The 25,512-nt window shown below is 59.5% G+C and carries 28 protein-coding genes and 1 tRNA gene; 13 read left to right on the forward strand and 16 right to left on the reverse strand.

The features are described 5' to 3' along the window. Positions 1–136: 136 nt before the first annotated feature. Both Q8L25_RS29900 and Q8L25_RS29905 read right to left on the reverse strand, forming a co-directional pair. Entirely contained in the window at positions 137–922 is a 786-nt protein-coding gene (locus Q8L25_RS29900; protein WP_308922850.1) for a molybdopterin-binding protein, read from the reverse strand. A 38-nt stretch (positions 923–960) separates the two neighbouring features. Beyond that, entirely contained in the window at positions 961–1,788 is an 828-nt protein-coding gene (locus tag Q8L25_RS29905; protein WP_308922851.1) for an EI24 domain-containing protein, read from the reverse strand. Positions 1,789–1,973: 185 nt separating this feature from the next. Between Q8L25_RS29905 and Q8L25_RS29910 the strand changes: the two genes are divergently transcribed. Together Q8L25_RS29910 and Q8L25_RS29915 are read left to right on the forward strand one after the other, a co-directional pair. Further along, a complete protein-coding gene (locus Q8L25_RS29910) occupies positions 1,974–2,330 on the forward strand; it encodes an FKBP-type peptidyl-prolyl cis-trans isomerase (RefSeq protein WP_308922852.1) in 357 nt (118 codons plus the stop codon). Positions 2,331–2,510: 180 nt separating this feature from the next. Continuing rightward, complete coding sequence (locus tag Q8L25_RS29915) at positions 2,511–2,765, forward strand: acyl-CoA-binding protein (RefSeq protein WP_308922853.1); 255 nt, start codon at positions 2,511–2,513, stop codon at positions 2,763–2,765. A gap of 143 nt (positions 2,766–2,908) precedes the next feature. Here the strand turns inward: Q8L25_RS29915 and proX are convergent, their stop codons facing one another. The 4 genes from proX to Q8L25_RS29935 form a co-directional block, all read right to left on the reverse strand. Then, complete coding sequence (gene proX / locus Q8L25_RS29920; protein ID WP_308922854.1) at positions 2,909–3,958, reverse strand: glycine betaine/L-proline ABC transporter substrate-binding protein ProX; 1,050 nt, start codon at positions 3,956–3,958, stop codon at positions 2,909–2,911. A gap of 21 nt (positions 3,959–3,979) precedes the next feature. Beyond that, entirely contained in the window at positions 3,980–5,083 is a 1,104-nt protein-coding gene (gene proW, locus Q8L25_RS29925) for a glycine betaine/L-proline ABC transporter permease ProW (protein WP_308922855.1), read from the reverse strand. Next, the gene (gene proV, locus Q8L25_RS29930; RefSeq protein ID WP_308922856.1) at positions 5,080–6,315 is read right to left on the reverse strand and encodes a glycine betaine/L-proline ABC transporter ATP-binding protein ProV; all 1,236 of its coding nucleotides are present in this window, start codon (positions 6,313–6,315) and stop codon (positions 5,080–5,082) included. Before proV ends, proW begins: the two co-directional genes overlap by 4 nt. A 591-nt stretch (positions 6,316–6,906) precedes the next feature. After that, positions 6,907–7,191, reverse strand: coding sequence for a polyhydroxyalkanoic acid system family protein (locus tag Q8L25_RS29935; protein WP_308922857.1), 285 nt, complete (start codon positions 7,189–7,191; stop codon positions 6,907–6,909). Between the two features lie 152 nt (positions 7,192–7,343). On the opposite strand from Q8L25_RS29935, the gene Q8L25_RS29940 reads away from it, so the two are divergent. The 4 genes from Q8L25_RS29940 (at position 7,344) to Q8L25_RS29955 (ending at position 11,120) form a co-directional block, all read left to right on the forward strand. Then, positions 7,344–8,750, forward strand: coding sequence for a hypothetical protein (locus Q8L25_RS29940; RefSeq protein WP_308922858.1), 1,407 nt, complete (start codon positions 7,344–7,346; stop codon positions 8,748–8,750). Between the two features lie 34 nt (positions 8,751–8,784). Then, the gene (locus tag Q8L25_RS29945; RefSeq protein WP_308922859.1) at positions 8,785–9,087 is read left to right on the forward strand and encodes a protealysin inhibitor emfourin; all 303 of its coding nucleotides are present in this window, start codon (positions 8,785–8,787) and stop codon (positions 9,085–9,087) included. Positions 9,088–9,354: 267 nt separating this feature from the next. After that, the gene (fdxA, locus tag Q8L25_RS29950; RefSeq protein ID WP_308922860.1) at positions 9,355–9,678 is read left to right on the forward strand and encodes a ferredoxin FdxA; all 324 of its coding nucleotides are present in this window, start codon (positions 9,355–9,357) and stop codon (positions 9,676–9,678) included. Between the two features lie 221 nt (positions 9,679–9,899). Further along, a complete protein-coding gene (locus Q8L25_RS29955) occupies positions 9,900–11,120 on the forward strand; it encodes a polyhydroxyalkanoate depolymerase (RefSeq protein WP_308922861.1) in 1,221 nt (406 codons plus the stop codon). Positions 11,121–11,173: 53 nt separating this feature from the next. Here the strand turns inward: Q8L25_RS29955 and Q8L25_RS29960 are convergent, their stop codons facing one another. Beyond that, positions 11,174–11,881 (reverse strand): DOPA 4,5-dioxygenase family protein, encoded by a 708-nt coding sequence (locus Q8L25_RS29960; RefSeq protein ID WP_308922862.1) that lies wholly within the window; start codon positions 11,879–11,881, stop codon positions 11,174–11,176. A 124-nt stretch (positions 11,882–12,005) separates the two neighbouring features. After that, a complete protein-coding gene (locus tag Q8L25_RS29965; RefSeq protein WP_308922863.1) occupies positions 12,006–12,803 on the reverse strand; it encodes a transporter substrate-binding domain-containing protein in 798 nt (265 codons plus the stop codon). Between the two features lie 239 nt (positions 12,804–13,042). Here Q8L25_RS29965 and rsxB point away from each other — a divergent pair, with 239 nt between their 5' ends. Both rsxB and nth read left to right on the forward strand, forming a co-directional pair. Then, positions 13,043–13,765 carry an electron transport complex subunit RsxB gene (rsxB, locus tag Q8L25_RS29970; RefSeq protein WP_374694333.1) on the forward strand — a complete coding sequence of 241 codons (723 nt, stop codon included), beginning with the start codon at positions 13,043–13,045 and terminating at the stop codon, positions 13,763–13,765. Next, positions 13,762–14,409 carry an endonuclease III gene (gene nth, locus Q8L25_RS29975; RefSeq protein WP_308922865.1) on the forward strand — a complete coding sequence of 216 codons (648 nt, stop codon included), beginning with the start codon at positions 13,762–13,764 and terminating at the stop codon, positions 14,407–14,409. Before rsxB ends, nth begins: the two co-directional genes overlap by 4 nt. Before the next feature lie 30 nt (positions 14,410–14,439). Here nth and proB read toward each other — a convergent pair whose 3' ends face one another. The 5 genes from proB to rplU all read right to left on the reverse strand — a co-directional run bounded on the left by proB (position 14,440) and on the right by rplU (position 17,840). After that, the gene (gene proB, locus Q8L25_RS29980) at positions 14,440–15,558 is read right to left on the reverse strand and encodes a glutamate 5-kinase (RefSeq protein WP_308922866.1); all 1,119 of its coding nucleotides are present in this window, start codon (positions 15,556–15,558) and stop codon (positions 14,440–14,442) included. A gap of 15 nt (positions 15,559–15,573) precedes the next feature. Then, positions 15,574–15,984: a hypothetical protein gene (locus tag Q8L25_RS29985; RefSeq protein ID WP_308925824.1), complete on the reverse strand. Its 411-nt coding sequence runs from the start codon at positions 15,982–15,984 to the stop codon at positions 15,574–15,576. 7 nt (positions 15,985–15,991) lie between these two features. Continuing rightward, positions 15,992–17,101, reverse strand: a complete 1,110-nt coding sequence (gene obgE / locus Q8L25_RS29990) for a GTPase ObgE (protein ID WP_308922867.1) — start codon at positions 17,099–17,101, stop codon at positions 15,992–15,994. Positions 17,102–17,215: 114 nt separating this feature from the next. Then, the gene (rpmA, locus tag Q8L25_RS29995) at positions 17,216–17,488 is read right to left on the reverse strand and encodes a 50S ribosomal protein L27 (protein ID WP_094445744.1); all 273 of its coding nucleotides are present in this window, start codon (positions 17,486–17,488) and stop codon (positions 17,216–17,218) included. 40 nt (positions 17,489–17,528) lie between these two features. Then, positions 17,529–17,840 carry a 50S ribosomal protein L21 gene (gene rplU, locus Q8L25_RS30000; RefSeq protein ID WP_054268134.1) on the reverse strand — a complete coding sequence of 104 codons (312 nt, stop codon included), beginning with the start codon at positions 17,838–17,840 and terminating at the stop codon, positions 17,529–17,531. Between the two features lie 342 nt (positions 17,841–18,182). Between rplU and ispB the strand changes: the two genes are divergently transcribed. Next, positions 18,183–19,112, forward strand: a complete 930-nt coding sequence (ispB, locus tag Q8L25_RS30005) for an octaprenyl diphosphate synthase (RefSeq protein WP_374694334.1) — start codon at positions 18,183–18,185, stop codon at positions 19,110–19,112. Positions 19,113–19,160: 48 nt separating this feature from the next. On the opposite strand, the gene arsC is transcribed toward ispB, so the two are convergent. Then, a complete protein-coding gene (gene arsC, locus Q8L25_RS30010; protein WP_308922869.1) occupies positions 19,161–19,517 on the reverse strand; it encodes an arsenate reductase (glutaredoxin) in 357 nt (118 codons plus the stop codon). Between the two features lie 141 nt (positions 19,518–19,658). Here arsC and Q8L25_RS30015 point away from each other — a divergent pair, with 141 nt between their 5' ends. The 4 genes from Q8L25_RS30015 (at position 19,659) to Q8L25_RS30030 (ending at position 23,911) form a co-directional block, all read left to right on the forward strand. Then, positions 19,659–21,752, forward strand: coding sequence for an AsmA family protein (locus tag Q8L25_RS30015; RefSeq protein ID WP_308922870.1), 2,094 nt, complete (start codon positions 19,659–19,661; stop codon positions 21,750–21,752). Between the two features lie 62 nt (positions 21,753–21,814). Next, positions 21,815–21,891, forward strand: a tRNA-Pro gene (locus Q8L25_RS30020). 147 nt (positions 21,892–22,038) lie between these two features. Further along, positions 22,039–23,415, forward strand: a complete 1,377-nt coding sequence (locus Q8L25_RS30025; protein WP_308922871.1) for a hypothetical protein — start codon at positions 22,039–22,041, stop codon at positions 23,413–23,415. Positions 23,416–23,500: 85 nt separating this feature from the next. Further along, positions 23,501–23,911, forward strand: coding sequence for a tyrosine-type recombinase/integrase (locus Q8L25_RS30030; RefSeq protein ID WP_374694216.1), 411 nt, complete (start codon positions 23,501–23,503; stop codon positions 23,909–23,911). A gap of 247 nt (positions 23,912–24,158) precedes the next feature. Here Q8L25_RS30030 and Q8L25_RS30035 read toward each other — a convergent pair whose 3' ends face one another. Then, positions 24,159–24,533, reverse strand: a complete 375-nt coding sequence (locus Q8L25_RS30035; protein ID WP_308922872.1) for a hypothetical protein — start codon at positions 24,531–24,533, stop codon at positions 24,159–24,161. Positions 24,534–24,559: 26 nt separating this feature from the next. Continuing rightward, positions 24,560–25,462 carry a hypothetical protein gene (locus Q8L25_RS30040; protein WP_308922873.1) on the reverse strand — a complete coding sequence of 301 codons (903 nt, stop codon included), beginning with the start codon at positions 25,460–25,462 and terminating at the stop codon, positions 24,560–24,562. Positions 25,463–25,512: the final 50 nt, after the last annotated feature.

Here is a 25,512-nt window from a genome sequence, read left to right on the forward strand (position 1 = left end):
GGACGAGCGCGCACAAAAATCTTTCTACGCTGAAGATTTTCGCAAAAAAACAACGACCGGACTGTACGCTTGCATACATAGCTGCAAGGCGGGCTGAACGCCGGCTGATGAAACGCCGGCGCCGGGCTGGCAGGGTTCAGATGGCGTGGTATTCGGCTTGCATGGTGTCGAGCGCCGCGCGCATCTCGGCAAAGGCGGCCAGCGCCTGCGCCGGCTCGCCTTTCACGCCCAGTTCGATATGGCGGCGCGTCTGCGCGTCGCCCACGCTGGGCAGGCTGAATACCTTGATCTGGGGATACTTCGCTTCCAGTTCCACCATCAGCGGCGTCAGCAAGGATTCGGCCGTTTCATACACCAGCAGCGCATGTTCCGCATGCGGCACCTGGTTGAACAGGTGGGCGTAATGCGTATCGAGCACCCATTCGATCATCGGCCACGACATGACGGGAAAACCGGGCACGAAATAATGCTCGCGCACGGCAAAGCCGGCAATCTTGTTGTACGGGTTCGGAATCAGCTCGGCGCCTTCGGCAAACTCGGCCATTTTCAAACGATGCAGGTTTTCCGGCGAGTCCAGGTCGACCGCCACGCCCGCTTCCGCGCCCATTTCCGTGATGCGCTGCTGGATGTTGCGCTTGCCTTGCGGATGCAATACCAGCGGCAGGCCCAGGGCGGTGGCCGCCGCCTGGCGCGTATGGTCGTCCGGGGTCGCGCCGATGCCGCCAAAGCACAGCACGATGTCGCCGCTGGCAAAAGTACGCTGGAGCAAGGCGACGATGCGCTCCGGCTCGTCACCCACATATTCCGCCCAGCTCAGCTGCAAGCCGCGCGCCTTGAGCAATTGCACCACTTTCGGGAAATGCTGGTCCGTGCGCTTGCCCGACAGGATTTCGTCGCCAATGATGATCAGTCCGATAGCCATGTCACTCCCTTGTTCGATTCGATATGATAATTGGTGTATCAGGCATCTGCCGCCGGCACGTCCTTCATGCCGCGCACGCCACGCAGCGCCGCCAGCGCCTCCAGGCAGTAGTACTGGAACCACAGGCCCGTGAAGATAAAGATCAGCACATACAGCCAGATGGCGAATCCCGCCAGGAACGGGAAGAACACCACCGACATCACGCCGCCCATCCACAGCATGCCGGGCACGGCGCCGGCCACGCCGGACACCAGGCCAATCACGAACAGCTGCGTGCGGCGGTCGCGCATGATGGCCTGGCGTTCTTCCACGCTGGCGTAGTCGGCCATGGCGTCATACGCCATCACGCGGTAGGTCAGCCAGCCCCACAGCACGGCCTGCCCCACCAGCGCCGCCGGCGGAAACGCATACAGCGGCAACATCACCAGCCAGGCGAGAATGAACAGCAAAAACGTGGCCAGCGAGGTGCCCACGCTGCCCAGCACGCTGCCGCCATGCTTGTGTTCCAGCTGCGGAAAATGCCGGCCGCCCACGTGGCGCGCAATCGCCGGCATGGCGAACAGGCCCATGAAGATCAGCGCCGTCAATATCATCAGCGGCAACAGCAGGAACATGGCGATCAGCGGCACGATCACCGATTTCAGCATGCCCAGGCCAAACGTGGCCAGCACGGCGCCGCTGGTGCGGAAGAAATCGTATTCGGCAAACCAGGCGTGCAGGCTGTCGATCAGCGGCTGCAGGCCGAACCACAGCAAGGCGCCCCACAACAGCAGCGACAGCACAAACGGCAGCGCGCTCAGCAACAGCATCTTGCCGTGCAACTGGGACAGCAGCGCGCGGCCATAGGAATTGATTACATTGCGCATCAGGGCGTCCCTTCATGTACGTCGTCAAACAAATCGGTGCGAGGCGCGATGATAGCAATAATCGACGACACACTGATGACAAAATGGTCGAGCGCGGTGGCGGCCGGCACGATAACGCGCCCCGTGGCGCATTCGCGGCCCATGCTCTACAATCTGTAGCTTTCATCGTCTTCATAAGGAAAGTCATGTCCATCACCACCACCGCCTCCGGCCTGCAATACACCGACACCGTGATCGGCGACGGCGCCGAAGCCAAGGCAGGCAACAATGTTGTCGTGCATTACACGGGCTGGCTGCAAAACGACGACGGCAGCGCCGGCGCGAAATTTGATTCCAGCAAGGACCGCAATGATCCATTCGAATTCCCGCTGGGCGCAGGCCGCGTCATCCAGGGCTGGGACGAAGGCGTGCAAGGCATGAAAATCGGCGGCAAGCGCCAGCTGATCATTCCTGCGGCACTGGGCTATGGCGCGCGCGGCGCCGGCGGCGTGATTCCACCGAACGCCACCCTGATTTTCGACGTCGAACTGCTGGGCGTGTAATTCCCCCCTTCAGCCGCACCCTGCGCCGCCTCTTCAGGCGGCGTTTTTTTTGAGGCGGCCCTCTAATGCGCCGCGCGGTTTTTTCACTATGATGTCAGGCACCGCGGCAGGCACGGTGGCCACTCCGCCGCAGCCGCCGCTTGACCGTTACCGTGATCCACCCAGCATTGAGGAGCCAACATGAGTTTACAAGAGCAATTCGACCAAGCCCAGCTCGATTCCAAGACCCTGTCCGAACGTCCGGACAATATGACCTTGCTGAAAATCTATGCCCTGTTCAAGCAGGCATCCAGCGGCGACGCCACCGGTGATCGCCCTGGCATGACCGATTTCGTCGGCCGCGCCAAGTTCGACGCCTGGGCCGCCCTGGCCGGCACCTCGAAAGAAGAGGCGCAACAGCAATATATCGACCTGATCGACGATTTGAAGGATTAAACCGGTCAAAAATGAGTGTAGAGCTCGCTTTTGGCGCCCAAATCGTCAAAAACTGCTGAAAAACTCTCGAATAACCACCAAAACAGGCGGTTAACGCAAAAGTGGCTACCAAATCGGTAGCCACTTTTTTATTGTTCAAATACTTAGTTTTTGGCCGCCGCCAGCGCCTGCGCGATCCAGCCATCGAACTCCTGCTGGTGGAACTTGATCCAGCCGGCCGTATGGCGGGCGATATCGGCCTGGGTGTTGGCACCGGTACGCATGCGCTCGTTTTGCGCATTGATGTCGGCGATCGGCAAGCGCATGATTTCAAACAGTTTCACGGCCGCCGGGTTTTTCTCGGCCCAGGCGCGGTTCACGACGATGCGCGTGGTGTTGACGGCAAAGCCATAATCGCTGCCATCGTCGAGACGGGTATTGGTCTTGTCCGGATTCGACGAGAACGGCACTTTCAGCCACACGACATCCTTGCCCGGCACCAGCACGCCACTGACCCAGTACGGCGTCCAGGTGTAGTACAGGATAGGCTCGCCACGCTTGTAGCGGCCGATGGTGTCGGCGATCAGCGCCGAATAACTGCCCTGCACATGCTGCACGGTCTCGCGCAGCTTGTAGGCGTCCATGTGGTTTTCAATCATCGCCTCGCAGCCCCAGCCCGGATTGCAACCGGTGAGGTCCGCCTTGCCGTCGCCGTCGTGGTCGAACAGCTTGGCCAGGGTCGGGTCGCGCAGCTGGTCGATATTGGTGATGTTGTACTTCTCGGCCGTCGCCTTGTCGATCAGATAGCCTTGCGCGGCCGGGCCCGCATACTGGCCGGTGCGCAGCAGCTTGGCGTCGCCACCCGCATTTTCGTAGTAATCCTTGTGCAGCGGGTCCCAGTGCACCGCCAGAAACGTCGCGTCGCCATTGGCGATCGCGATGTGCGCGGTCGGATATTCCACTTCCTTGATCGGCTGCATTTCGTAGCCCAGCTTTTCCAGCGCGCGCTCGACCAGCATGGTCTGGAAAGTTTCTTCCGCGATCGAGCTTTGCAAGGCTTGCACCTTGATGCCCTTGCCGGGCAGGCCGGCATCCGGCGTTTGCGCCATGGCCAGGCTGGTGCTCAGGGCCAGCGCGGCGATGCCGAGGAACGACAGCCACTGGAACTTGCGTTGCGATTTTTGCGTGATTTTGAAATGTTCAGTCTGATGCATGTAAATCCTTTCTTGTTATTGTTATTGAGTAGCGGTAGCCAGCGGGGCGGGTGCGGCGTCTTCCTTGCGCGCCGCATTGCCGCGCACCAGGCGCATCACGAAACCGGCCGGGCCCGTCTGGTACCAGTGGCGCACGCCGCGGCGGGGCTGGCCCATCGCTTGCGTCAAACGGTCCAGGGTGATGGCCAGCAACACGATGCCCAGGCCACCGACGGTCGCCAGGCCCATGTCCAGGCGGCCAATGCCGCGCAACACCATCTGGCCCAGGCCACCAACGGCAATCATCGAGGCGATCACCACCATCGACAGCGACAGCATCAGCGACTGGTTGATACCGGCCATGATGTTCGGCATGGCCAGCGGGAACTGCACGCGGGTCAGCAGTTGCCATGGCGAAGCGCCATAGGCGCGCGCCGCTTCGATCAGGTCGGGACGCACCTGGCGGATACCGAGATTGGTCAGGCGCACCAGCGGCGGCAAGGCGAAGATGATGGTGACGATCACGCCAGGCGCATTGCCGATACCAAACAGCATCACCACCGGCACCAGATACACAAAGGCGGGCGTGGTCTGCATAGCGTCCAGCAGCGGGCGCAGGATGTTTTGCGCGCGGTCGCTGCTGGCCAGGAAGATGCCCAGCGGCAAACCGATGATCATGCAGAACACCAGCGAGGTCAGCACCAGCGACAAGGTGATCATGGCTTCCGGCCAGATGCCCAGCATAGCCACCACCAGCAGCGCCAGCACGGTGCCGATCGCCAGGGTACGGCTGGTAAATTGCCACGCCAGCAGGCCGATGATGGCGATCACCGTCAGCGATGGCGCGGCCAGCAGCACGTCGCTGACACCAGTCAGGGTGGCGTCGATCGGCGCGCGCACGGCCTGGAAAAACGGACGGAAATTGGCCACCACCCAGCCCAGGCCCTGGTTGATCCAGGCTTCCAGCGGCAGCGAGCCATCAACAATCTGTGTCAGGTGAAAGCCGCCGGCGGCGTGCTCGGGCGTGACGGCCGGTGCGGCGGCGTCCAGCCACGAGGTATCGGTCGGCGCGGACGGCAGCCACGGATTGATCTGGGCCGCCTGTTCTACGACGGGTTCTACGGCAGTAACGTTAGCTGGATTCATGCTTGTCCTTTCTGTAATTGTGGCTCGGCAATGGCTGGCGTATCGCGGTCGAGGAACTTCAGCAAGGTGGTCTTGCTGATGGCGCCGCGGAAGCTGCCGTCGTTGGCCACCACAGGGACGGCGTAAGGCAGTTGCGCCACCTGGCCGAACAGGCCGGCGACGGGTTCATCGGCATTGATGGTCTGCACCTCGGGCAAATAGGCATGCGCCAGGCCCAGCGGGCCGACATGGCCGTCGAGCGCCGTGCGCAGCGAATCGGCCGACACCACGCCGAGAAACTTGCGCTGCGGGCTGACGACATAGGCGTAGGCGCGATCCTGCTCTTCCAGCATCGACAGCGCGGCGCGCGAACCGCGGGTGGGCGACTCGGACACCACGATCTGGCTCTTGCGGGCAATATCGCTGGCCTTGAAGACGGCCGCCGCATCGACGCCGCGCACGAAATTACGCACGTAATCGTTGGCGGGTTTACGCAGGATTTCTTCCGGCGTGCCCACTTGCACCACATGGCCATCCTTCATGATGGCGATGCGGTCGCCGATGCGCATCGCTTCGTCGAGATCATGCGAGATGAAGACGATGGTGCGGCGCTTGATCTGTTGCAGGCGCAGCAGTTCCGATTGCATTTCCGTGCGCATGATCGGATCGAGCGCGGAAAACGCCTCGTCCATCAGCAGAATGGAGGGATCGCAAGCCAGCGCGCGCGCCAGGCCCACGCGCTGCTGCATGCCGCCCGACAATTCGTCAGGGTAGCTGGCGCCGTAGCCGTCCAGGCCCACCTGTTCCAGTGCTTGCTGGGCCAGCGCATGGCGCTCGGCCTTGGGCATGCCGGCCAGTTCCATGCCGAAGGCGGTATTGTCGAGCACGGTAATTTGCGGCAGCAGCGCGAACGACTGGAACACCATGCTGATGTCCTTGCGGCGCAGCGCGCGCAACTGGGCGTCGGGCAAGGTATTGATGTCATTGCCGTCGATCAGGATGCGGCCGTCGGTCGGCTCGATCAGGCGGTTGAGCATGCGCACCAGGGTCGACTTGCCGGAACCGGACAGGCCCATGATGACGAAGATCTCGCCCGCTTCGATCGTAAAGGTGGCGTCGAATACGCCGATGGTGCAGTCGGTCTGGGCCAGGATATCCTGCTTGCTGGCGCCTTGACGGACCAGTGCCAGTGCTTCTTTCGGCTGGTCGCCGAACACTTTGAATACATGGTCGATGATGATTTGTTTTGCCACGTTGTGGTTCTCCCTCGATTTGACGAATGGAATGAAACCCTGCAGGCCACTAGCCTGCGGCGGGAATCAGCAAACCTTTTTACGTCGGCTAGGCACAGGCGCAAAAAGCGCACGGGAGCGACTGGAAAAAGGGGTGACACGTGTATGACCGGTGCATGGCGCTAGCCATGCCGGAGTGCCGTCTGCGCGCTGAAAGAGGCTGGGGTTCAGGACTGTCAGCGACGCGGGCGCCATGCAAAAACATGGCACCAAATGTATTTGATCCAAACAATCCGGATCAAACTTCTACTGGATGCGGGCGCCAGGCCCAAGGATTGTTTTACTGCCGAAGTGACTGCAGAATTTACTACCGAACATGCGGAGTTGACTGCGTTGCAGCCGGTATGACTGGGGGTTAGCTGTTGTAAATATGCGTCAAGTATAGCGCAAAAAGAGGCAAAAGTCCAATAGCTTTCCAAATTGAAATATGTTAGCAATGTTCGCCAACACACATAAGACGATGGAATGCGGGGAAAACCGGCGGCAAGACAGGGCTAACCGCCAGGCAACAAGTGTACTGTCTTTATCATCAAAAGCCAGCACCGGCAAGCATCAGGCCGCTTCAGTAAACACCTTGCGCATCTTGTCGGCGATCTTGCCTTCGATCATGGGCGCAAAGGCGCTGAGCATGAAACCGAGCTTCAGCGTGAGCTGGGCCTGGTCTTGCTCCAGGGTCAGCGCGCCATCGACGCCGCTGCGCTCGAAGCGCAACACATCGCCATCCCAGGCGCACGACAAATCATATTCCTGGGCCAGCTTGTCGGCCACCTGCTGCGCCGCCGCACGGGCTTTTTCCGCTGTCAGCTTATGTTGCTGAACTATATTTATATCCGCCATCAAACCTTCCTTTTCGTCAAAACGGGTAGTAGCAAGGCCGCCATGATACCAGCCGTCCCCCTTCTCTCACATCGTTTGCGCCGTATCAAACCCCGCAGCGCCGCGCAGGCCGACTATTCCAGTTCCAGCCGCCCCTGTCGTGGAGAGCCATCATGGACCAGAAAGTCATCGTGCCGGTCGAAGCCGTGCTGACCCAATGCGTTTCGCTGCCGGTCGGCTATGTGCCGACGCCGTCGGCGCCCTACCGCCAGCACCGCAAGCAGGCGCAACTGACCCTGCAGCCGGGGCCGCCGCGCCTGAATGAGCCCAGCGTGCGCAAAACCGCCGCCATCGCCGCCGGCGCGCGCGTGCTGATCTGGAAGCAGGACCCCTCGGTCAGCGAACTGGGCACGCGCAAGGCTTTCCTGCCGGGCCTGATCCTGGAAGGGCCGCACGATGCGCGCATCACGTTCGGCACCCCCGGCATCGCCCAGGTCAGCCCGAACGCCTTTGGCGACTTCATCGTCTCGCCCAATACCGACCAGTTCGACGCCGTGCATACCTTTGCCATCGTGCGCATGACCCTGACCATGTTCCAGCGCGCACTGGCGCTGGACGGCACGGCCGCGCCGCTGCCCTGGCAATGGAACAGCGCCAGCAATACCGATCCGCTGCGCGTGTTTCCGCACGGCTTGCCCAATGTCATGAACGCCTATTACAGCCGCCGGGAACAGGCGCTGAAATTCGGCGACTTCATTCCCAGCGGCGCCACCGAACGCGTGTACACCTGCCGTTCGCTCGATATTGTGTCGCATGAAACCGGCCACGCAGTGCTTGATGGCTTGAAACCGAACTGGCTGCTCAACAGCAACCCGCCGCAAACGGGGGGGCTGCATGAATCGTTCGGCGACCTGACGGCCATCTTCCTGGCCTTGTCGCAACTGGACCAGGTCGAAGCGGTGATCACGCAAACCAAGGCCGACCTGCACGACAAGACCTTCCTGGCCGACCTGGCCGAACAGTTCGGCCTGGCATTGGGCCGGCCCAACGGCTTGCGCAACGCCGACAACGACATCAAACTGTCGCAGGCGGGCACCGAGGTGCACGCCATCTCGCAGGTATTTACCGGCGCCATCTACGACATCCTGGCCGACATCTTCGACCATGAACGCCGGCCACAGCTGAAAGACGACGCGGCCGTGCTGCTGGCCTGCGGCGACTACCTGTGCAGCCTGGTGCTGCGCGCCCTGCTGGCCGCTCCCGGCCGCGCGGCCACCTACGCCGACGTGGCCAACCACATGCTGTCGCTGGCCCGGGCCGATGGCAAGGACGCCTACCTGGACTTTATCCGCAACAGTTTTACGGTGCGTGAAGTGCTCGGTGCGCAGCTCGATGGCGGCGAAAATGAGCTGCCGGGGTTTGCGCCAGCCGCCGAGGATGAAGACGGCGCCGTGCAGGACCGCCGCGCCTGCTGCGGCACCATGAACAACGCCCAGTACAGCGCGGCCGACCAGGCATTCGATGCGGAACGCGAGGCGCTGGCCGCATGGTGCCGCGACTATGGCCCGCGCCACGCTTGAGCCGGCAATCCGACCAACCACCACAGGAAACGACATGAAAATATCAGCAACCAGCAGCGGCGGCTTTGCCGGCCTGCGCGAGCACTACGAAATCGACACGCGCTCCCATCCCGCCGGCCAGGCGCTGGAGGCGGCGCTGGCCGGCTGCGGCTTTTTCACGGCGGCGCCCGCCAGCGACATGGCGCACGACAGCGAACCGCTGGGCGCCGATATTGCGCAATGGCGCATTACCGTCGAGGCCCCCGACAGCCAGCACACGATCACGTTTGCCGAAGATGGCGGTGCGGACAGTGCGCGCTGGCAAAACCTGGTGGCAAAAATCCGCGCCAGCACCTGAATTCATGTAAATCGTTGATCTCAATAAACACACGGCGCGATGGGTGTGGTTTTTTTGCCCATCTTCGCCGGCGCGTTTCCTGAACACGGCAACACTCCCCCTTGCAGAGCGTGGCGCGGCCAAAAAAATGAATTTGCTTATATGTATTGTATATAAAGCGGATTTGTGAGAAGTAGCGAATTGCCTTAAAATACGGTGCTTTGCTTTAGTATGCGCCGTTGAAGTTCCTGCAGGCGCTACAGCACCTCCCCATTTGATAGGACTGTTATGACCCACGTTGTCACCGAATCCTGCGTCGCCTGTCGTTACACCGATTGCGTCGATGTCTGCCCGGTAGATTGTTTCCGGGAAGGCCCGAATTTCCTGGCGATCGATCCGGACGAATGTATTGACTGCGCAGTGTGCGTGGCCGAATGCCCGGTGAACGCGATTTTCGCGGAAGAAGACGTGCCGGGCGACCAGCAGGCCTTCATCAAGATTAACGTCGACCTGGCGCGCAACTGGCCGTCGATCACCAAGACCAAGGCGGCCTTGCCGGAAGCCGAGGCCATGAAAGACGTCAAGGACAAGCTGCACCTGCTGGTCAAGTAACGGCAGCAGGCAAGCCCCAGGAAAAGCAGCGGAAACGCTGCTTTTTTTATTTTAAAAACATGGTTGCAGGACTGCCATGCAAGTGTGGCGCGATTGCAGACAGAAAGCCGCAAAGTGTGGCCCTGTGCGTGTTAAAGCACATTTTGCCCTCAACAAATGTCATAGAATTGGATTATGATATTTGAGCCGCATTGGCGCTTGGAATAAAACAAGGACTCTATATGCTTTACCAACTGCACGAACTGCAACGCTCTTTCCTCACTCCGGTGATGCAATGGGCAGACATGTCCTCCAAGTTATTTACCAACCCGGTTTCCCCTCTGGCCCATACCCCGTTTTCGCAACGCATCGCAGCCGGCTACGAGCTGATGTACCGCCTTGGCAAAGACTACGAAAAACCCCGTTTTGACATCAAATCCGTGCTCGTCAAAGGCGAGAGCGTCGACATCCACGAACACGTTGTCGTGACAAAGCCATTTTGTCGCCTGATCCACTTCAAAAAAGAGTCACCCGGTGTGCAACAGCCCAAAGTGCTGCTGGTTGCCCCCCTGTCCGGTCATCACTCGACCCTGCTGCGCGACACCGTGCGCGGCTTGCTGGCCGAACATGATGTCTACATCACCGACTGGACCGACGCGCGCATGGTGCCGTTGACCGAAGGCCCGTTCCACCTCGATGACTACATTTACTATGTGCAGGAATTCATCCGCCTGCTGGCGCCCGACCTGCACGTGATCTCGGTCTGTCAGCCGACCGTGCCGGTGCTGGCCGCCATCTCGCTGATGGCGACGGCAAAAGATCCGCACATGCCGAAAACCATGACCATGATGGGCGGCCCGATCGATCCGCGCCGCTCGCCGACGCAAGTGAACAACCTGGCGACTGAAAAGAAATTCTCGTGGTTTGAAAACACCGTGATCTACGCGGTGCCGCCGAACTACCCGGGCTTTGGCCGCAAGGTCTATCCGGGCTTCCTGCAGCACGCCGGCTTTATCGCCATGAACCCGGGCCGTCACGCGCAAAGCCACCGCGAGTTCTACATGCACCTGGTGACCGGCGACGACGAGCCGGCGGAAGGCCACCGCCAGTTCTACAACGAGTACAACGCGGTGCTGGACATGCCGGCCGAGTACTACCTGGAAACGATCAAAACCGTCTTCCAGGAATTCAGCCTGCCGATGGGCACATGGAAAGTGGGCGGCCAGCTGGTGCGTCCGCAAGACATCACCAACGTGGCGCTGTTTACCGTCGAAGGCGAGCTGGACGATATTTCCGGCGCCGGCCAGACGCAGGCCGCGCATGACCTGTGCAGCGGTATTCCGGCCGACATGCAGCAAGACTTCGTGGCGCCGAAATGCGGCCACTACGGCATTTTCTCGGGCCGCCGCTGGCGCGAGATCATTTGCCCGAAAATCGGCGAATTCATCCAGAAGCACGGCTGATCAGCCATGCCTCCTGAAAACGGCACGCCGGCGCACGCCAGCGTGCCGTTTTTTCATGCGCGCGCGGTTTCCAGCTTTACCGTCGGGTGCGTATTGACATAAATCTGCTCCACCCGCGGCTCGCCCGGCCCCGGCTTTTTCATCGCATAGCCGTTCACGGGTTGAGAGCGGTTCACCCACAGCGCGTAATACAGGTGGTCGGCGCGCGGATCGTCCGTATTCGGGTGGATCAATATCGTCAGGCCAAGGCTGTTCAATTGCAGCCACGGCACGATCACCGGCAACAGCTCATTGGTAAAGCCGAAGTAGAACGAGGGAGTGACATGCGGACCGCGCGGCTCGGTATTCCAGTCGCCCAGCTCGACGCTGAAGCGCTCGGCCGCCCATTTGCGTATCAGGGCCGCCTTCTGGAAACTGTCTTCATCGAAATAGATATGCGCGTGATAGCTCTCGATATCGGTGTACGCGCGCGGCGCGGCAGGCAAGTGCTCTTCGCCGGGGCGCACATTGGCCGGGCGCGGCGTGGGCGCCGTGTCTGTATGCTCGCCCCATGGACTCTTGCCGGACGCCGCTTTCAAGCGCGGCGCCTGGCGCGCATCCTGCGCCAGCGCCGTGCCCGCGAGGCCGGATGCGGCCAGTGCCGCCAGCAGGCCGCCACGGCGCAGCAGGCCACGCCGTTGCGGCGACAACAGATTGGCCCATTCCAGGTCGATGGTGTCGCGGCTGGCATTTGGCGCCGCGGCCTGATTCAGTTCTTGCATACGTCCACATCCTTTCAATCGCCATCAGCACAAGCAGCTCAGATTAAGGGATGGTCAAACAAACAAGAACGAATCGTTAAGCATGAGCTTATGCCAATTCTGAAGAGATGCCGCAGGGTCGTCTTCAGGGCGCGGGCGGCACGCCAGCCAGCGACTGGTCCAGGCGTTTCCAGTAATCGCGTTCCAGCCTGGCCAGGTCGACTTCGCGCGCGGCCTCGTTGAAGCGTTTTTGCTGCAGCGCGCCGCCCGCATCGCGCTTGAAGCAGACATGCACTGGGCGTTCCTTGAACACCGTATCGACAAAGGCGATGCGCTCGCGTTCGGCCTTGCTGAATTCCGGCCCCATCAGCAAGTGCTGCAGCACGTGGCGCTCGATGACGATCACGCGGTAACGCTTGATCAGCAGTTTTTTCAGATTGGTCGCATCGTTCAAGCCCTCTTCGGTGCTCAACTCGCCGCGCGCCACCATGGCGTCGAACTGCTCGCCATTCGCATAGCCGGCCACCGTGCCGACGCGCAACTTGCCCAGTTCCTGCAGGCTGGCGCCGGGCGGCCCATCCTCCTTCAGATAGGCCAGTACGCCGAGGGTATTGCCAACCGGGACAGAGAAGTGACAGAGCTTTTCCCGCTCGGGCGTGCGCCACACCGCCATGAAACCGGCGTAGCGCGGATTGCCGAGGCCAAACTGCATGGTCCGTTTCCAGGGAAAGTATTCGTATTTGACCAGGTAACCCATGCGCTCGAACACGGCGCTGACCATGGCGGCCGACATGCCGTCGGCCGGCAGCCTGGGCGACACGAACGGCGGCCAGTCATCGGCGGCAAAACGCACGATGCCGGTGGTCGGCGCCACCTGCGCCTGCAGGACAGGCGCGGCGCAGAAAGTGAGCAAGGACAAAACCACTGTCCGGAGAAAAGACATGTACTGCTCCTGTCACCCGGCGTATCAGTGGAAACGTGATGGCGTCAGGCAATACGGTCGGTTTTTGACGATAAACCATCGTCCCATACAATAACAATTTTTCAAAGTTGTTTATCGATAGTCATTAATTCCTGTTGGAAATAAAATACACGGTGAGTGCCGGCTATCCCTTGCGTCAGGCAGGTTTTTCACTTGTGCCGAGGCCAGATGGCCGATAATACGGTTTTACCGTATTGAAGATCGCCGTGCCGCACCCAGCTCCCACCTCCCTTGCCGACCAGATAGAAGACTTGCTGCCGCAAACGCAATGCACCAAATGCGGCTACAACGGCTGCCGACCGTATGCGGAAGCGATTGCCGCAGGCAGCGCCGACATCAACCAGTGCCCGCCCGGCGGCGCGCAAGGCATCGCGCTGCTGGCCAATTTACTGGGCAAAAAGGTCATTCCGCTCAATCCGGTCAACGGCCTGGAACGCCCCCGTTCGGTCGCCTACATCGATGAATCGCTGTGTATCGGCTGTACCCTGTGCATCCAGGCTTGCCCGGTCGACGCCATCGCCGGCGCGGCCAAGCAGATGCACACGGTGGTGACCAGCCTGTGCACCGGCTGCGACCTGTGCGTGGCACCCTGCCCGGTCGACTGCATCGTCATGTATCCGGTCAGCGGTGACGCCACCGGCTGGGATGCCTGGAGCCAGCTTGATGCCGATGACGCCCGCGCACGCCACGATGGGCGCACCGAACGGCTGCGCCGCGAAGCCGAGGAGAACGACGCGCGCCTGGCCGCCAAGGCCGTCTCGAAGATGCAGGAACTCAAGCAGGAAGTGCCCGTGACGACAGCCGAAATGGCAGAAAAAGAACGCAAGCGCGCCATTATCGCCGCCGCCATGGAACGGGCGCGCGCCAAGGCCGCCGCCGCCAGCGCCCCTCCCACCCCCGACACGCCGGAAAAAGACGCATGAACGCCGCCAAACGCCTGGAAATCTTCACGCGCTTTCGCGCCGCCAACCCTTCCCCGAAGACCGAACTCGAGTACACCACGCCGTTCGAGCTGCTGATCGCCGTGCTGTTGTCGGCGCAGGCGACCGATGTCTCGGTCAACAAGGCCACCCGCTTGCTGTATCCGGTCGCCAATACACCGGCTACGATACTGGCGCTGGGGGTCGATGAGCTGGCCAGTTATATCCGCACCATCGGCCTGTTCCGCACAAAAGCAAAAAACGTCATCGCCACCTGCCAGATCCTGCTCGAGCAGCATGGCGGCGAGGTGCCGCGCGACCGCGCCTCGCTGGAAGCCTTGCCCGGCGTGGGCCGCAAGACGGCCAATGTGGTGATGAATACGGCATTTGGCGAACTGACGATGGCGGTCGACACGCATATCTTCCGCGTCTCGAACCGCACCGGCATTGCACCGGGCAAGAATGTCGAGATCGTCGAGCAAAAATTGCTCAAATTCGTGCCCAGGGAATTTTTGCTCGATGCCCATCACTGGCTGATACTGCACGGCCGCTACACCTGCATCGCGCGCAAGCCGCAATGCTGGAATTGCATGATCGCCGACCTGTGCGATTACAAGGAAAAAACGGCCATGCCGGCGCTGACCTGAAAAAAACGGCCCATCGGGCCGCCTTGCGCATTACAGCAATACCATATTGTCGCGATGGATCAGCTCGTGGCCTTCGATAAAGCCGAGGATCGCCTCGATCTCATTGGACGGCTTGCGCATGATGCGGCGCGCTTCGCCGCTGGTGTAATTCGACAGGCCGCGCGCCACCGCCACGCCGGCCTCGTCGAGGCAGGTGATCACGGCGCCGCGGCCGAACTCGCCCTGCACCGCCACCACGCCGATCGGCAGCAGGGACTTGCCTTCCCGGCTCAGCTTTTGCACGGCGCCAGCATCGAGCACCACCGCGCCGGCCGTCTGCAGATGGTCGGCCATCCATTGCTTGCGCGCCGTCAATTGGCCCGTCTGCGCGCGCAATTCTGTGCCGATCGCTTCGCCTTGCGCCAGGCGGCTCAGCACGTCGCTGTCGCGGCCCCAAGCGATGATGGTGTGCGCGCCCGACTTGGCGGCGCGCTTGGCGGCCAGGATCTTGGTCAGCATGCCACCACGGCCCAGGCTGCTACCGGCGCCGCCGGCCATCGCCTCCAGGGCCGGGTCGCCCGCCACGCCCTGCGTGATCAGATAGGCGTTCGGGTCCTTGCGCGGATCGGCCGAGAACAGGCCGTGCTGGTCCGTCAAAATCACCAGCGCATCGGCTTCGATCAGGTTGGCCACCAAGGCACCGAGGGTGTCGTTGTCGCCGAACTTGATTTCATCGGTGACCACCGTGTCGTTTTCATTGATGATCGGCACCACGCCCAGGCGCAGCAAGGTGGTCAATGTCGAACGGGCGTTCAGGTAGCGTTCGCGGTCTGCCAGGTCGGCATGCGTCAGCAGCACTTGCGCCGTGCCCAGGCTGTGCGCGCGAAAACTGCTTTCGTAGATTTGCGCCAGGCCCATCTGGCCGACGGCGGCGCAGGCCTGCAATTCGTGGATATCGGTGGGGCGGCGCTCGAACCCCAGGCGCAACATGCCTTCGGCGATGGCGCCGGAGCTGACCAGCACCACTTCCTTGCCGAGGGCGCGCAAGCCGGCGATCTGCGCGGCCCAGCGCGCGATGGCGGCGTGGTCGAGGCCACGGCCGTCGTTGGTGACCAGCGAGGAGCCGACCTTGATGATGATGCGGGTAGCTTTTTGAATCACGGAATCCATGGAGGCTCTTATCTGTCAGCGCGCCGGACGCAGCAGCAGCAACACCAGCCCCGCCGCCAGTTCCATCGCGCACATGTACAACACCAAACCCTGGGGCAAGCCGAAGCTGATGGCCGCGAACAGGCGGCCGGCCGGCTGCGCCAGGACCAACATTGCAGTGATATCGCTGAAGACGGGCGTTTCGCCCTGCCGTGCCGCGAACAGCGCCAGGAACGCGGTAGCGCCCCACAGGCCGACATGCGTGGCGTAGAACTGGCTGTAGCCGTTCACGCCATTGAGAAAGATGCCCATGCCGGCCGCCATCTCATCGGCGAACAGCAGGCAGGCAAATACACCCAGCCCGTAGGCAGCGGTGATCAGCTGCAACACACGGCGCTGCCAGCCCAGCTTGCGCAGGGATGCCGCAGCGCCGGCCTGTACCGGCATCAAATGCTTAGTCCAGGATCTTGAAACGCGGATCGTCCGGGTCGATCGACGAGATGCCGCGTGCTTCTTCGGTCATCTGCGTTTCTTCGGCACGGCTTTCGCTGTGTTTCTTCTCTTCCAGGTGCTGGTAGATGGCATTGACCAGTTCCGGGCAACCCTGGTGGTTCAGCGCGGAGATCTCGAACACGGGACCTTTCCAGGCGAAACGCTTGAGGAAGTCCTTGACCAGCTTTTTACGGTCTTCTTCCGGCACCATGTCGAGCTTGTTCAGCACCAGCCAGCGCGGCTTGTCGACCAGCGACTCGTCGTACTTCTTCAGTTCCTTGACCAGCGCCTTGGCTTCCTTGACAGGATCGACATTGGTCTCGAACGGCGCCAGGTCGACGATGTGCAGCAGCAGACCGGTGCGTTGCAGATGGCGCAGGAATTGATGGCCCAGGCCCGCACCTTCGGAAGCACCTTCGATCAAGCCCGGAATATCGGCGATCACAAAGCTCTTCTCGTGCGACACGCGCACCACGCCCAGGTTCGGGTGCAGGGTGGTAAATGGGTAATCGGCAATTTTCGGGCGCGCGTTCGAGACGGCCGAAATAAAGGTCGACTTGCCGGCGTTTGGCATGCCCAGCAGGCCCACGTCGGCCAGCACCTTCAGTTCCAGGCGCAGTTCGCGGCGTTCGCCTTCCTTGCCCTCGCCCTTCTGGCGTGGGGCGCGGTTGGTCGAGGACTTGAAGTGGATATTGCCCCAGCCGCCTTCGCCGCCCTTGGCCAGCATTTCAATTTGACCGTGTTCGGTCAGGTCGGCCAGGATTTCACCGCTGGCGTGGTCGACGATCAGGGTGCCGACCGGCATGCGCAGGTGAATATCGTCAGCGCCCTTGCCATAGCAATCGGCGCCGCGGCCAGGCTCGCCATTGCGCGCCTTGTGCATTTTGGAGAAACGGAAATCGACGAGCGTATTGATATTGCGGTCGGCGACTGCCCAGATGGTGCCGCCCTTTCCGCCATCGCCGCCATCGGGACCGCCAAAAGGTCGGAATTTTTCACGGCAGAAAGAGGCACAGCCGTTGCCGCCATCGCCCGCGATGACTTCGATTTTTGCTTCGTCGATAAACTTCATAATTTTGCCGCCATAAAACTAAAAAGGCTCTACCTTGGGCAGAGCCTTTCGATTGAAGGCTTGCGCCTTACATCATGCGATTCCAGCGGGGCGAACTGGCGCCCCGGGCCGGAATTACGCTGGTACTGCTTCGTTTGCTACAACGGTCACGAATTGCTTCGAGCCAGCACCTTTGACAACGAACTTCACTTTGCCAGCGATCAACGCGAACAGAGTGTGGTCCTTGCCCATGCCTACGCCTTCGCCGGCGCGCACTGGGGTGCCGCGTTGACGAATGATGATGCCGCCGGCATTGATGGTTTGACCGCCGTAGACTTTGACGCCCAGACGTTTTGATTCTGAATCACGGCCATTTCGCGTTGTGCCGCCGCCTTTTTTGTGTGCCATTTAAGACTCCTTGATAGCTGATTAATTCAAACAGCGGCGATTAGCCGTTGATCGAAACGATTTGGATTTCGGTAAAATTCTGGCGATGGCCTTGATGCTTCTGGTAGTGCTTACGACGACGCATCTTGAAAATTTTGACCTTATCATGGCGACCATGCGCCACAACCGTAACCAGTACCGTTGCACCTTCGACCAATGGCGCACCAAATTTAATGGTGTCGCCCGCGCCTACTGCGAGAACTTGATCGATGGTGAGTTCGGAACCAATGTCTGCCGGTATCTGTTCTACTTTAAGTTTTTCGCCAGCGACAACTTTGTATTGTTTGCCACCGGTTTTTATGACCGCGTACATGATTTGAAACCTCATCAAATGTTGAAAGAATTTATCCCGCTGCCATGAAAAGCAAGCCGTGCACAACAGGGGGAACCAGCGATTATACACGGCCTGAGAAATCGCGTCAAAAACTATTCACAAAGCTTGATGATCGTGGTATGTCGACAACCTGGACACGATGTCAGGCCCGCGTTTCGATGATCGGAAAGTCAATCATTGTTCTGTTGCCATAGGCAAACGGCACGCAGGCGCAAGCCATGTCGTATAATCGCCGCACCCACAATCTATTGCAGGTTCGCCTTGTCTGACGCTCACAAACACGTTAACCAAAACACCATCGTGGAAACGATTGCCGCCGATATGGACGCAGTCAACACGGTGATCCGCCAAAAACTGCATTCCGATGTCATTCTGATCAACCAGATTGCCGAATACATCATCAGCGCAGGCGGAAAACGCATCCGCCCCGTGTTGATCTTGCTGGTCGCCAATGCCCATGCTTATCGCGGCACGGCGCACCATGAACTGGCGGCCGTGGTCGAATTCATCCATACCGCCACCCTGCTGCACGACGACGTGGTCGATGAATCGTCGATGCGCCGTGGCCGCCAGACGGCCAATGCGCTGTTCGGCAATGCCGCGTCGGTGCTGGTGGGCGACTTCCTGCACTCGCGCTCGTTCCAGCTGATGGTTGCACTGGACAATATGCGCGTGATGCAAATCCTGTCGGACGCCACCAACGTGATCGCCGAAGGCGAAGTGCTGCAGTTGCTCAACATGCACGATCCGGACGTCACGCAGGAAAGCTATCTGACCGTGATCCGCTCGAAGACGGCCAAGCTGTTCGAAGCCTCGGCCCAGCTGGGCGCCCTCATCGCCGGCGCCAGCGAAGCCGATATCGAAGCGGCCGCCGAATACGGCCGCTCGCTGGGCACCGCCTTCCAGCTGATCGACGACGTGCTCGACTATGCAGGCGACGCCGCCGAAATCGGCAAGAACGTGGGTGACGACTTGCGCGAAGGCAAACCGACCCTGCCGCTGATCTATCTGATGGAAAACGGCACGCCGGAACAGCGCGCGCTGGTACGCAGCTGCATCGAGCAGGGTGACGAACAGCATTTCGACGCCATCCTGGCGGCCGTCACCAGCAGTGGCGCGCTCGACTACACGCGCACGCAGGCGGAAATCGCGGCCCAGCGCGCCGCCGACGCCATCGCCGGCTGGCCCGACAGCGTGTACAAGCAATCGATGCTGCAACTGTGCTCGTTTGCCGTGGCCCGCAATCACTGATCGCGGTACGGCAGTCACTTGCAGAAACGGCGCCGATGGCGCCGTTTTTCATGCTGGCGGCAAAATCTCCCTGACCTTGTCGGCTGGCCGGCACAGGCGCACGCCCAGGTCCGTCACCACGAACGGACGGTTGATCAGTATCGGATGGGCCTGCATGGCGTCGAACAGCGCGTCGTCGCTCAACGTGCTATCGGCCAGTCCCAGCTCGTCATACAGGTTCCCCTTGTCGCGCATGGCGGCGCGCACACTCAAACCGGCGCGCGCGATCAGGTCGACCAGCTCGGCGCGCGCCGGTGGCTGTTTTACATAGTCAATAATGACCGGTTCGATGCCCGCATCGCGGATCAGCTGCAAGGTGGTGCGCGAAGTGCCGCAGGCGGTGTTGTGATAGATGGTGACGCTCATTTGTGCTCCTGTATGCCGATGCCGCCGATTATAAGTGAAGCGGCCACGCCGCCATGGCCTGCCAGCTTACGTAAGCTACCGTACCGACCAGCATGGGCAAATTCTCTACATTGATTTAAAAATCATGATGATCGGGATCCTATGGCACGCTCAAAACCTTTGAAAATCTTCGGCTGGACCCTGGCCACCCTGCTGGCGCTGATTCTTCTTGTCATCATTTTCATCCTCACCTTCGACTGGAACCGCTCCCGTCCCTATATCAACCGCAAGGTCTCGGAAAGCACGGGCCGCGAATTTGTCATCGGCGGCGACCTGCAAGTCAAATTCCACCAGGGACTCAAAACCGAAGCCGGCTGGCGCCGCTACGTGCCGCGCCCGACCATTACCGCCAACGATGTGCGCATGAGCAATCCGGACTGGGCCACGGCCGGTCCGCAGATGGCCAGTGCGCAGCGCATCGTCGTCTCGACCCATTTGCTGCCCTTGCTCGATCACCGCGTCGTGCTGACCGACCTGGCGCTGGACGCGCCGCAGATCGCCCTGCAGCGCCGCGCCGACGGCAGCAACAGCTGGACCCTGAAAGACAATGGTCCGTCGCAATGGGACGTGGAAATCCAGCGCATGGCGTTTGCCGCCGGCACCATCCGCTACCTGGACCAGGCCATCGCCCTGGACCTGAACGCCAAGGTCAGCTCGACCGCGCCGGACGCCACGCCAAATGATGCTCCGGCAGGTGACAAGGTGGAAAAATTCGGCATCGCATTCACCCTCGGCGGCACGTACAGAAAAGCGCCGGTCACCGGTGGCGGCAAGGCCGGCGCCGTGCTGTCGCTGACGGGCGACCATACCGTGTATCCGGTACAGGCCAACGCCGCCTCCGGCAAGAACAAGATCAGCGTCGACGGCACGCTGACCGACCCGCGCACCCTGTCCGGCATCGATTTACAGCTGAGCCTGGCCGGCGCCAGCATGGCCGACCTGTATCCGCTGACAGGCGTGCTGCTGCCGGAGACACCCGAGTACGCCACCAAGGGCCGGCTGCTGGGCAAGAAGGATGGCGAGACCTGGAACTGGACCTATGAAAAATTCAAGGGCAAGGTGGGCCAGAGCGACCTGGCCGGCACCCTGCAATACCTGCCGCGCAAGCCGCGCCCGCTGCTGCGCGGCGAACTGACCTCGCAGCAGTTGCGCCTGGAAGACCTGGGCCCGACCATCGGCGCGGAAAGCAACGCCAAGAAACAGGCACGCGGCAAGGTGGCCAACCAGCCGGCCGACAAGGCCTTGCCGGTGGAACAGTTCAACACGGCCAAATGGGATGCGCTCGATGCCGACGTGAAATTCACCGGCAAGAAACTGGTGCGCACGCACGATATCCCGTTCAACGATATCGTCGCGGAAATCCACATGAAAGATAAAGTGCTGAGCCTGACGCCGCTGAACTTCGGCATGGCCGGCGGCGACATCACCTCGAATATCACGCTGGACGGCCGCCAGAAAATCATCGCCGCGCAAGCCAAGGTGGCGGCCCGCCATCTGAAGATCCGCGAACTGTTCCCGAAACTGCAATCGATGCAGGCCAGCTTTGGTGAAGTCTATGCCGACGCGGCCCTGACCGGCCACGGCAATTCAGTGTCGTCCATGCTGGCCAGCGCCAACGGCGAACTGGCGGCCACTGTCAGCGAAGGCTCGGTCAGCCAGTTCATTCTGGAACTGGCCGGCCTGAACCTGGCCAACGCCGTGTTCGTGAAAGTGTTCGGCGACAAGCAGGTGCAGCTGAACTGCCTGGCCAGCGATTTCGCCGTCAGGAACGGCGTGGCCGACGTGCGCCGCTTCGTGCTCGACACCGACAATGCGGTGGTCAACGTGACCGGCAACGTCAGCCTGGCCAACGAAACCCTGGACCTCGACATCCGTCCGAAAACCAAGGGCGCCCGCGTGTTCTCGCTGCGCACGCCGCTGTACGCGCAAGGAACGTTCAAGGAACCGAAGGTCGGCCCGCAAAAAGGCCCGCTGGCCCTGAAAGCGGGCGCCGCCGTGGCCCTGGCCACCGTGGTCGCGCCGGTCGCCGCCATCCTGCCCCTGATCAACGTCGACCGCGCCCCCGACACCGACTGCGGCGCCGTGATGGCAGAAGCGAAGGCCGTGCGCAAGACGGCAAAGTCGCCGGCCACCAATGCGCCGGCGAAAAAAGTGACGGAAGCGGAAATCAAGAAGGCGCAACAGGAGAAAAAATAAGCTGCTTGACGCAGTCGCTTGAAACCCGCCCCCTCACCTGCTGTAATGAGCAAAGCAGGTCACGGGGTGTGGCTCAGCCTGGTAGAGCGCTGCGTTCGGGACGCAGAGGCCGGAGGTTCGAATCCTCTCACCCCGACCAATAACGTCTTTAAAAACAAATACTTAAAATATATTGCGGATGGTCGAGTACTACACTAACATGTGTAGTACAACAGTTAGGTTTAAGGCTTGGGAATTCTTACATTCCGGCGCGCCTTGGCCTAGCACTAGACCAATAAGAACAAGAATGACGTCTGCAAAGCAATCCCCTACTCCGCATCCATCTCGTACCGTCCCGATCGCTCACACGCTCGAATCTATCAAGGGCTACCCGGACAAGCTCAAGATCTACCTCATGGCCGCCAGCTCGTTCTGGCAGGTCAGGTTCTTCGACGGCAAAAGCACGATCAAACGCAGCACCAGTCAGACCGAAAAACGGGAGGCCATCAAGTACGCGATTTCGTTTTACGAGAGGCTTCTGATCAACAAGCACAACGGCGTTGCCGTCACCAAGAACACGCGCTTTGATGCGTGCGCTAAAAGCTTCATGGGCGCACAGGCCGCCCGCGTAACGCGCAAGGAAATGTCCGCTGAATGCCATCGCAACGATCAGTACTTCCTTGATGGCAAGGTTCTGCCAGAGTTTCGTGAACTGAACGTCGCGGATATCAACTACGACCGCTTACAAAAGTTTGTCGACAAGATCGGTGTAAGCCTTTCCGCTTCGTCAATCCAGCGCTATCTGGGCCTGATTCGGAAGATCCTCGATCATGCACAAAATCGCGACCTCCTCAAGTCGATCCCGAAGTTCCCCAAAATTCCAAAACGAGACGAACCTCGCGGCTGGTTTAATGCAAAGGAGTACGCCGCGCTCTTGGCAAGAGCTAAACAATTCATCGGGCATGAGGACGTTATCCGCGCTGCGCCAAAGCCCGGTCAAGCGCAAGGCACTGTTATTCGCAACTTGACGTTTACGGCGGAGCTGCCGCGCATGATCGAATTCATCGCGAACAGCTTTATCCGCCCTACCGACATTAAGAACATGCAGCACAAGCACGTGGAAGTCATCCGGGGCGATAATACATATCTGCGCCTGTCTCTGCCGGAAAGTAAAAAGCACAGCGATCCTATCGTCACCATGGAGCAGGCTGTACACGTTTACGAAGAACTGAAGGCGGACCGTGCCGAGTCCGAGCAAGCCGAGCCTGATGACTACGTCTTTATGCCGGAGCACGCCAACCGCGACACCGCATTGCGGCGTCTGCAGCAGCAGTTCAACTATCTGCTTGACGACCTGGGCTTCAAGACTGGCCCACGCGGCGAGGAACGCACGATCTATAGCCTGCGCCATACCTGCATCATGCACCGGCTTCTGGAAGGCGATAAGATCGATGTGCTGACGCTGGCCCGCAATGCGCGGACTTCCGTTGAGATGATCGAACGCTTTTACGCCAGCAAGCTTAACGGCGAAATGAACATCGAAGCCATTCAGTCCAAGCGTGAGAAAAGCAAGGGCCTGAAAATCGGCGATGGTAGTAAGGGGAATGTTCAGCTTCAAGTGCAAGGTAATAGCTTGGTGATGAATCTGCCGACCGCTAAGAACGCGCCGCTGAACTTGGGCTAGCCACAGACACACGGGGCGGCGCGGTTCGAGCTTTACACCTGGGTGCTGTCCGCACCTAGCTGCCCGCATCACCGAAGCCAGCAATTTGCAATGGTCGGACGTCGATTTCGACCGCAACACGATCTTGGTGCGTCGTCTCAAAAACGGCAACAACACACTTGCTTTGATGTCTAACGCATTGCGGGCCGTCATGGAACGTCGCTACACAACACGAACTAACAACTTCGTATTCCCGATGAAATGCGGCGACAAAAACGGCCTGTCGTCTTGGCTGAGAGATTTGGTAAAGCGTGCGGGCATATCGGAAGAAGGTGGCAAAATCACCAACCATACATTTCGGCATACAGCTGCGACTCGCCTACTCCGCTCAGGCATGGACATCACCATGGTGCAAAAATTCCTAGGCCATAAGCAAATCAGCGGCACGATGGTCTACCTGCACTCGCTACCGAGCGAAGTCGCAAAGCAAGCAAAAGCGGTATTCAACGGCAGTTAGCTATCGACAATGCGAACATATCCCTTTAATGCCGATCTACCCATAACGCTGAATAGCGTTATCGGTTTAGAGTTCATTAAAGCAAGGTTAGCTCGAATAGAGCACTCATCTTCATACCCCTTTATCGACGCTAGGTGCAACTTTGATCTTGCATTAACTGCTCAGGCTATCGCCCGGGAAAGGCAAGTACACCTTTTAGCCGCGAACAGGCGATCAGGGGTATTTCCGTTTTTTGACTCCACAGTTTTTACTCCGCCAAATACCATTCTGGATTAGCCCTAAACCGGGATAGCGTCGATGCTACAATCTCACGCTTGGTAGTCCGTACATGACGGCAACCAGGCTTTGGCAAGCCATCAAATTCCTCGATACCGTCATGTACCAGTCCCAAGATGCGCGCTGCCTCTTCGCTGTCGCTTACCGCCATCGCCCATGCCTCATAGGCTTCTGCAATGTGGTGATCAGCCCGTCGACCATTACGATTCTGGTAGGCTCTTTTCCACGTTTTGAAATATCTTGTTACTTCCGGAGGGTCAATTAATGGATTGGGCTTCGCATATTCGCGCCGCCACTTTTCAGCTTGCCAAGCATTGTCGATATCTTCCTCTATTTGTGTCCGCACAGAGGAGCTAAATCCCTCGTACGGACCTACTGCTTTTTTGAGCGACGATTCCGGCGTTTGATACCATTAAAGGCATTCTGGTTGGCAATACGCATTCCATCCTTTTCCTCTTCAGTCGCGTCACGACAATCATCGGGCGTAGGCAAACGACCATAAGCTTCAACAAAATCTTTCACCCAACCCGTTACCGGCTTGATTCCATAGCGTTTGTAATAACCTTTTTTCAAGTCCGGCTGTTCCGTTCCCGTAAATTCATTTTTCAATAGACGATCATAAGGATCGTCAGCCTTCTTATTAGTAAGCTTATCTTGCGATACTGATGGAATATTCTCGCTAGTATATTTTACATCGCCTGCTTTTTCATTCTTCATGTAATCATACTCCTCCAAGAAGGCATCCAGATTCTTATAGCCACGCTCTTTTGCTGCCGCCTCCATCGCATCAACATCCTCCACCAACCGCTCTTTCGAGACCAATTCAATTCCCTTCTTAACAGCATTAACTGCGTTTTCAAGAATGGCAAGAATTTCCCTTAGTATTGGTTCTTTATTCGTTACAAGATCGTCACCATCAACAAACGGGCCAATCAACTCGCTAGCTTGGCCCATAAAATCTTCGACAAGGCTTAATGCTTCTTCACAATCAGTAATATCCGACAACTTGTCAGCTTGCATATTATCTACTGAATTTTCAGTATCTTGAAGCTTGACCTCGATACCGTCATCATTACCTTCGAAGGTAGTGCTATTCACTACTGGAGTAGCATCTAACTCCTTAGCTGTATCTTCACTTGAAGCCGAACTAGTAGGTGCGGGAATGGTTGCATTATTGACATTTTTCGAGACATCCACTTCCATACTAGGTACTAGCGCGTCTAGTTCTGCTTGCCCGCTAATTGCGCCGACTGAATGTATTAAATTGTTACTCATATAGTATCTTTTAGTGTTTTAGAACTCCACTTAGGAGTCGTACAGCGGCC

Origin of the sequence: Janthinobacterium sp. J1-1 (genome assembly GCF_030944405.1) — a bacterium.
Lineage (GTDB): Bacteria > Pseudomonadota > Gammaproteobacteria > Burkholderiales > Burkholderiaceae_D > Janthinobacterium.